Origin of the sequence: Bacillus sanguinis (assembly GCF_018332475.1) — a bacterium.
Lineage (GTDB): Bacteria > Bacillota > Bacilli > Bacillales > Bacillaceae_G > Bacillus_A > Bacillus_A sanguinis.
This window is the reverse complement of the sequence record NZ_BOQB01000119.1, coordinates 23,219-31,336: the sequence shown is the minus strand read 5'-3', so window position 1 is coordinate 31,336 and position 8,118 is coordinate 23,219. Positions and strand designations below refer to the sequence as shown.

Here is an 8,118-nt window from a genome sequence, read left to right as displayed (position 1 = left end):
ATTGTCGATAGGTAAGTCTTTGAGGTTATCTCCAACTTTTCCCCCGATCCGCACGGTACGTGCCACTTTCACGGCATACCGCGGTCCACCTATATTGTAGTTTTCTTTTCATCTAATAATGATAAGCTCTAAGCAAACAACGCTAGTTGTTCATGTTCCATATCCACTTCATTTTGTGATTACATACAGATTTCCTCATTTTTGACTAATTTCCGCAATTTATTAAGTTTGCCTAACTGTTCCTCGTTGAGTTTTAATTTATTGAGGAATTGGTTTATGGTTTCTATATTGGTCGCGTGTATTAGTGTATGGACACTTGGCTTGATGATGGTAAGATTTTTGTAGCTGTCATCCCTTGTTTCACTCCATAATCGCTTATGGTGACAGTGGATGTCCCAAGGCGAGAGTTTCTCACCTGTTACACTGCATCTTCCTTTTTGTGCAATATAAAGAGAAATTCGATTATCATTGTATTCTATGGTTGCCCGTTCATTTATAACTGGGTTTTCTCTTAACCATTTCAGTTCCGCTTCGGTTATTTCTGCCAAGTTTTTGTGTATAAGGGCTCGTCCTTCTGCGGTGTATCTGTTAATAGATTGCTTTTTCATCATCGGTTTTTTGTGTTGAATATAGGAGATTGGTAAAATAGGACATTTCATGAGAAATCTCATCGCTTTTGACTTTAGGTATGGTTTAATACCTCTGTCTTTCCCTTTATATTTCCCTATATTCGTGTATCCGTTTGTGTTGCTTTTTCCTCTAATTTTTGACTTTGGGAATCTGTTATACATCATGTGACCAAGACTATGGTTCATTTTACTGAAATCCAGGGAAGCATGCGTTGCTATTTTATAATAGTTGTGCTTACCAATGACCATGCTGTTGTATATACTGATTCTCTTAATTGTTTCATTAGAGTTTGGGGTTCTCTGTATCCTTTTCACTTGTTTTGCTAAATCTTGTTTTGTTTTTTCCAGTGCTTTTGGAGAGATGTGTGTTACTGCAATGTATCGTGTGTTACCGTTCTTCTTACCTTTCTTTACAGCCTTAAGAGTGAAACCTAAGAATTCACTCTGTTGCTTTTTCAGATTGGTTACTTTAGACTTTTCGGTTGAGATAGGCAGTTTTAGACGTTCTTCTAACCACATTTGAGTTGCTTCGAAAATTTTCTCCGCATTCCTACGTGTATTTGTAAAGATTTTAAAATCATCTGCGTATCTTACGATATACATTGGTTTCATCTTGGATGTTTTGGATAGACAATATGTTACAGTGTCATTACTCCAAATCCCATCTTTCAATCTCGGCTTTACCTTCTTGGCTTTGAAAGTTTCCCATTGATTACTAATCCACCAGTCAAATTCGTTAAGGTTAACATTGGCGAGTAGTGGACTAAGGATACCACCTTGCGGGGTACCTTTGGTCGGAAATATCGTTTTGCCGTTAGGCAGTTGCACTGGCGCTTTCAATATTTTCCGGATAATGACTAGTAGTTGTTTGTCACGAATACCCAGTGTCCATAGTTGGCGCATGAGTTTGACGTGACTTACTTCGTCAAAGAATCCCTGAATGTCTATATCCACCACATATGTAAGGTTTTGCTGATTTACCCGTTTTGTTGCGTCTGCTATAGCATTTTCAGCACTTCTGTTTGGGCGAAATCCATGACTTCGGTTACAGAAGTGTGCTTCACAGATAGGCTCCATTACTTGTAAGATGCATTGTTGGATAATCCTATCCCACATACTTGGTATTCCCAGAGGTCTGGTTTTCCCATTGGGTTTCGGTATTTCCTTGCGCCTTACTTTCTGCGGTTGGTAGTTTTGAAAGCGTCTTTTTACTTCGTTCAAGAAATAGCTTTGTTCCATTCTCTCAATATCCTTAATGTTTACATTGTCACAAGCTGCTGTTTTACTCCCTTTGTTTCCTTTAATATTACGAAACGCGAGGAGTATATTTTCATCTGATATAATGATAGGCATTAAATTTTTAAAAGAATTTTTCTTTGTTGCCTTCTGGTATAAGTTATCTAAGAAAGTTTGGATACCGTAGTATTCGTTGTGTCTTAGTTTCTTATTCTTTGGCGTGGACTTAGTTCTATCATTCATGGTCTATCACCTACTCTCATATTGATTTGGTGACCTTTTGAGTCTTACCAGAATCCATGCAAGATTAGATGAAATTTCAGTTCCTACAAATAGGCTTGTGGCTGTTCCTCCAATTCCATTACAGAATCTTCAACGGTCGTGCCACTACTCTCACCACTATTAAGAATACTTCCCTCGGTTACCCGTTTCGTATTCAACTATATCCGCCGATAGAGTCATAGACCCAACGTTAGTGGCTTTCGACGTTCCGTTCAGACTATCGTTGTTTTAAAGATCTTTCAATCTCCGATTTAGGTGCTTGCTTTACCCCGTGTCTAGCTCCGTTGCCTGTAACAACGTTAGGATTGGTCACTATGCGATGTTTCCAATCCATTAGACAAGTCTTATTTTCAGACTCCGAATCATTTCTGACCCGTAAACCTATCGAGGTGTACATTCGCAAGTTCGTCAGTGTTTACACATTCTCACCTTGTCGGTTGACAGCATACGGTACTTAGTTAGTTCCAGCCGGTTTATTATTCCTGCTGGCTTTCGGTTATCCATATAGACACTACGAACCGTAACCGCATGTTTTACCCTGCTTCCAACATCTCACTCTGCCGAGTGTATGCAGTTGGGAATCTCACTGGGAGAGTTTCGGGGCGTTACTCCTTCATTCCTCTCACTCGCCTGAACAGTTATCCTACTCTTTATTGTTTTCGATGTTTCTACAATTAAGAATAGTCCTCGTTGTCGCCTATGCTCCCGCATTACTTACTCGAGAACGTCTCGCACCGTATACAATTTCTCTCCAAAATACAGGTACCATTCCTGCCAACAATATACTCGTAAGCGATCCTATACCAACCGGTACTTCATTTATCCAAAATAGCGTTACGATTAATAATGTATCTCAGCCAACTGCAAATCCAGAAACAGGTATTCAAATTCCAACACTTTCTCCTTCTGAATCAGCAACGATTTCTTTCCGCGTCCTAGTTACTTCAATTCCACCAAGCGGAGAAATCCAAAACCAAGGTAACGTTTCATTCCAATACCAACCAGATGCTACTAAACCACCGGTATCCGTTACTACGCCTACACCTACTACAATTACTCCTGTAAATGTCGGGACTATTAATCCGATAAAAACTGCTGATAAATCCATCGTTTCAGTAGGTGATACAATTACGTTTACTATCACATTCCAAAACGAAGGTACCATTCCTGTCACTGACATTTCTGTTACTGATTCACTTCCTGCAGGTACATCATTCATTCCAAACAGTGTCACAATTAACAACATTCCAGTTCCAAATGCAAATCCATCTACAGGAATTCTAGTTGGAACTCTTAATCCATTAGACTCAGTAACAATTTCATTCCAAGTACAGGTTATTACCCTTCCACCTAATAGAATGATTACAAATATCGCATCCATTACGTCTACTTCTCAACCAGACCCTACTAGACCACCCGTCACAACAACGATTACAACACCACCAATTACAGTAGAAGTAAACCCTAATGAGCCAAACACATTTATTAAGACTGCAAATGTAAATAGCGCCCATCTCGGCGATTTCATCACATATACACTTACCTTTACTAACAATGGTGCTATCTCAGCAAATAATGTACTCATTACCGATCCACTTCCACCTGAAGTTACTTTCTATCCGAATTCAGTAACAGTAAACGGAGTAGCACGTCCTGGAACTAACCCAACTATCGGTATTCTTATCGACACTGTTAATCCAGGTGAATCCGTTGTTATCCGTTTTATTGTCCAAGTAACAGCAGAGCCACGAGGTGGTCTAATTCGCAATACTGCTCGCATTCGCTATACACTAAGACCTGATCCTACTCAACCACCGATTTCTGTTGACGAAACTTCAGAGCCAAACATTATTCCGTTTATCGGTCCATTCGTATCACCAAATTTAACTTGCTTTTTTGATGGTACACGTTTTATACGTCGTGGCTGGGATAGAAGGTGTTAACAATATAAATAAAAAGACAGCGTCAAAAAACGCTGTCTTTTTATTTTATACATATACAGTTTTTAAGTTAGTTTCATATCTTTTTCATTATAAAAACCGTCTTCTTTTTCCATTTCCTTCTGTAATTTCGTAAAGGAACGGTACATCGCAATTCTCCATGATACAATCATCGCGAATGCAAGTAAGAAGAACATGCCACTAAGTTGTCCTAAATCAAGAGATTGACTTAAGTATGTTTTAAATACAATCCGCACGACAAGTAATCCAATTAATATAAAAACAAATGCTTTGGAACGCTTCAAATAAATCTCTTGTCCTCTAATTTCAAATTTAGATGTTTTAATAAGAAAAATGGAGAAAAACAAACCGACGCCAATTGCTTCTAACATTTCTGCTGGAGTTAATCGAAATTCTGGAAAAACAAACATCAATGCTCCCGTACTCATAAAAAATGGTGGAAGTATAATTTTTTTCAATGTTGCAGGTTTCTTAGCTGCTTTTAAACGAATAAACATCGCACCAACAGCCATACAAACAGCAACGATACTGGATAAAACAACTATGTTCATATTTTCTCATCCTTTTTTGTGGCTATATGCAAAATATACTTTCATTATATGCTTTTCCGTTAGTATTTCCAACATTTTCACAGAATAATACTAAAAACCGGTAAAACCACCAAATAAACTTGAGAAATATACGATAATTTTCGTCATCCAGTTAAAATACAGGAAGATACCCATGACAATCATAACGTATCCTCCAATTTTCATGAATTTCATACTATTTCTTTTAATCCAAGACATTTTCGTAATAAAGAATGATAGCACGAAAAATGGGATAGCAAATCCAAGTATGTATGCAATCATATAAATCATCGCTGATTCTGGATTTGTTGCTGCTAACCCAATAACAGATACTAAAATAGGTCCAGTACAAGGAGTCCAACCTGCAGCAAAGGCCAATCCAATTAGAACAGATCCAAAATAGCCACTCGGACGATTTTTAAACGTAAATTTACGGTCTTGCATTAAAAATTTCGGTTTAAACACACCGACAATAATAAGACCGAACACAATGATAAATATACCACCTAACTGTCTAATTAAATCTTTATAATTTGTAAAGATGCCTCCAATAAAGCTTGTACCAAATCCAATTGCAATAAATATAATTGAAAATCCAAGTAAGAAAAATGCTGTATGTATCATACTTCTCTTACGAAGCATTGCATTTTCTTCTTTCAACTCAGAAACCGACATACCTGTTATGTACGATAAAAATGCCGGATAAAGCGGTAAGCAACATGGGGAAATAAATGATAGAAACCCCGCGCCAAACGCTAAAAAAATACTAATATCTTGCATTGTTCCACTCCTCTCTTTACATATTGTAGCAAAAACATATAAAAATACTATGAACAATTCGTGAAATCACTTTTCCAACGTGATAATAAGAAAAACTACCTTTTCACACAGTTTCTAAAAAACGTTTTCATTTCCTTCTATTATATAGAAAAATCTCAATGGAACTACGAAACTTCTCTAATTGTTATTAACATAACAAAGGTAACAGAGTTTCTCAAATGATTAGCACGTTACGAGTATGTCTACATACATATTGATAAAAAAATATTTTTTTCAAATGCTATCTTTATACAACACGAAGCTGATTTTATAATACTTTTATTATTACTAATTTCAAGATTATGCATAAATATCATACTTTTATTATTATTCTATAAAATGTCGCACTTTTCTTTTATTTGACCCTTCATTTTTAATTTTGTATACTTCCCTCTAGTTATATATGTCCGTTACGGAACAAGTTCATATAGATGGGAGGAATTTTTCATGCTTCGCTATTCTCTATTAGTTTTATTAGGAGCGTGTAGTTATGGAATTTTAGCTATTTTTGTTAAACTTGCGTATGCAGAAGGTTTTTCACTTGGAGAGGTAATTGGCAGCCAATATTTGTTCGGTTGGATCATTTTGCTTACTATTACACTTCTATTTTCTAGACATCGTGTTCCATTAAAACAAGCGTTACTTTTATTCGTTGCAGGAACATCAGCAAGCTTCACTGGAATCTTTTATTATGCTTCATTAAAAACAGTACCAGCATCTATTGCAATTATTCTTTTATTCCAATTCGTTTGGGTCGGAATTATCATTGAGGCAGTAGCAACAAAAACGTTACCTTCAAGAGAAAAAGTGATTTCGGTTATTTTCTTACTTGCAGGTACATTCTTATCAAGTGGTTTATTAGAGAGCTCAGCAGGTGATTTCGATATGACTGGAATCATACTTGGTTTATTATCTGCTGTTACATTCGCAACATACATTTTCGTGAGCGGAAAAGTTGCTGTTGAAGTACCTTCATTACCGCGCGGTGTTCTCTTAATGGCTGGTGCTTTAACTTTAGTAATGATCGTATTCCCGCCAACATTTATTTTTAGCGGAGCTATTTCTCAAGGGCTTTGGAAATATGGATTAGGACTAGGGATATTTAGTATCGTTATCCCATCCATCGCCTTTACAATTGGTATTCCAAAAATCGGTTCTGGCTTAGCAACTATTCTTGGTGCCGCGGAACTACCAGTTACAACAATCATGTCTGTATTCGTTTTAAAAGAAGCTGTATTATCTTCACAATGGTTCGGTGTATCACTTATTTTAATCGGTATTGCAATTCCACAAATTGCATATGCAATGCGTGGTCGTTATCGTAAACATCATACACACAAAAAATTGGCAGCATAAAAAACAGGAGAGGATTTTCATTTGAGAATCCTCTCTTTTCTTATTGTATACTTAATGTAAATACTTTATTTAAGAAAGAGGGCATAATAAGTGGCAGCAAATCTAGAGCAATTAACTGAGATGCTAATTTCTATTCGTCGAACTTTACATGAGCAACCAGAACTATCATACGAAGAATTTGAAACGACGAAAGCTATAAAACATTGGTTAGAAGAGAAAAACATTACTATTATAAATTCAAGTTTAGAAACGGGCGTTATTGCTGAAATTTCAGGGGATAATAGTGGGCCAATTATAGCAATCCGTGCTGATATTGATGCCCTTCCTATTCAAGAAGAAACAAATTTGCCGTACGCTTCAAAAATTCACGGTATAATGCATGCTTGTGGGCATGATTTTCATACAGCTGCTATTATAGGTGCCGCTTATTTATTAAAAGAAAAAGAATCTTCTCTTAACGGTACTGTACGCTTTATCTTCCAGCCAGCTGAAGAAAGTAGCAATGGTGCTTGCAAAGTAATTGAAGCCGGACATTTACATGGCGTGCAGGCTATTTTCGGTATGCATAATAAACCTGATTTACCAGTAGGTACAATCGGTATTAAAGATGGTCCACTCATGGCCGGGGTTGATCGATTTGAAATTGAAATTCACGGAGTTGGTACACATGCAGCTGTACCAGATGCTGGGGTAGACCCTATTGTCGCGTCCTCTCAAATCGTGATGGCACTCCAAACAATTGTAAGCCGAAATATAAGCTCTTCACATAATGCCGTCGTCAGTGTCACAAACATCCATTCAGGAAATACGTGGAACGTAATTCCTGAAAAAGCAACGCTGGAAGGAACTGTACGTACATTCCAAACGGAAACACGTGAAAAAATCCCCGCACTAATGAAACGTATTATTCAAGGGGTTTCTGATGCATTAGGTGTAAAAACAGAATTTCGTTTTTATGCAGGCCCTCCTGCTGTTCATAACGATACATCTCTAACAAACTTATCGACTCAAGTTGCCGAAAAAATGAAGTTAAATATCATCTCTCCTACCCCGTCAATGGCCGGAGAAGATTTTTCTTTTTATCAACAAGAAATACCTGGTTCATTCGTCTTTATAGGAACGAGTGGCACACATGAATGGCATCATCCCGCTTTTACAGTAGACGAGCGAGCGTTACCTATAAGTGCAGAATACTTCGCTTTGTTAGCTGAAAAAGCACTTAAACAATTCGCATAAAAAAGAGCCGTTAAGAAATACTTAACGGCT

The 8,118-nt window shown here is 37.2% G+C and carries 5 protein-coding genes and 2 pseudogenes; 3 read left to right on the top strand and 4 right to left on the bottom strand.

Translation table 11 applies throughout. From position 1 onward, the window contains the following. Positions 1 to 179 precede the first annotated feature (179 nt). Positions 180 to 2,108, bottom strand: coding sequence for a group II intron reverse transcriptase/maturase (ltrA, locus tag KI369_RS14380; protein ID WP_000999901.1), 1,929 nt, complete (start codon positions 2,106 to 2,108; stop codon positions 180 to 182). A 776-nt stretch (positions 2,109 to 2,884) separates the two neighbouring features. Between ltrA and KI369_RS14375 the strand changes: the two are divergent. Then, positions 2,885 to 4,090 (top strand): annotated as a pseudogene (locus KI369_RS14375) (DUF7927 domain-containing protein); the annotation flags it as partial. A gap of 62 nt (positions 4,091 to 4,152) precedes the next feature. Here KI369_RS14375 and KI369_RS14370 read toward each other — a convergent pair. The 3 genes and pseudogenes from KI369_RS14370 to KI369_RS29770 form a co-directional block, all read right to left on the bottom strand. After that, positions 4,153 to 4,659 carry a CcdC family protein gene (locus KI369_RS14370; protein ID WP_001028637.1) on the bottom strand — a complete coding sequence of 169 codons (507 nt, stop codon included), beginning with the start codon at positions 4,657 to 4,659 and terminating at the stop codon, positions 4,153 to 4,155. Between the two features lie 90 nt (positions 4,660 to 4,749). Further along, entirely contained in the window at positions 4,750 to 5,457 is a 708-nt protein-coding gene (gene ccdA, locus KI369_RS14365; protein ID WP_001152684.1) for a cytochrome c-type biogenesis protein CcdA, read from the bottom strand. 16 nt (positions 5,458 to 5,473) lie between these two features. Further along, positions 5,474 to 5,616 (bottom strand): annotated as a pseudogene (locus KI369_RS29770) (peptidase T). Positions 5,617 to 5,943: 327 nt separating this feature from the next. Here KI369_RS29770 and KI369_RS14360 point away from each other — a divergent pair. Continuing rightward, positions 5,944 to 6,852 carry an EamA family transporter gene (locus tag KI369_RS14360; RefSeq protein ID WP_212956410.1) on the top strand — a complete coding sequence of 303 codons (909 nt, stop codon included), beginning with the start codon at positions 5,944 to 5,946 and terminating at the stop codon, positions 6,850 to 6,852. A 90-nt stretch (positions 6,853 to 6,942) separates the two neighbouring features. Continuing rightward, positions 6,943 to 8,088, top strand: a complete 1,146-nt coding sequence (locus KI369_RS14355) for a M20 peptidase aminoacylase family protein (protein WP_212956409.1) — start codon at positions 6,943 to 6,945, stop codon at positions 8,086 to 8,088. Positions 8,089 to 8,118 lie beyond the last annotated feature (30 nt).

What these genes read in the sequence shown, in the direction of transcription:
- ltrA (WP_000999901.1), bottom strand. Translation starts at nt 2,108, where the DNA reads ATGAATGATAGAACTAAGTCCACGCCAAAGAATAAGAAACTAAGACAC.
- KI369_RS14370 (WP_001028637.1), bottom strand. Translation starts at nt 4,659, where the DNA reads ATGAACATAGTTGTTTTATCCAGTATCGTTGCTGTTTGTATGGCTGTT.
- ccdA (WP_001152684.1), bottom strand. Translation starts at nt 5,457, where the DNA reads ATGCAAGATATTAGTATTTTTTTAGCGTTTGGCGCGGGGTTTCTATCA.
- KI369_RS14360 (WP_212956410.1), top strand. Translation starts at nt 5,944, where the DNA reads ATGCTTCGCTATTCTCTATTAGTTTTATTAGGAGCGTGTAGTTATGGA.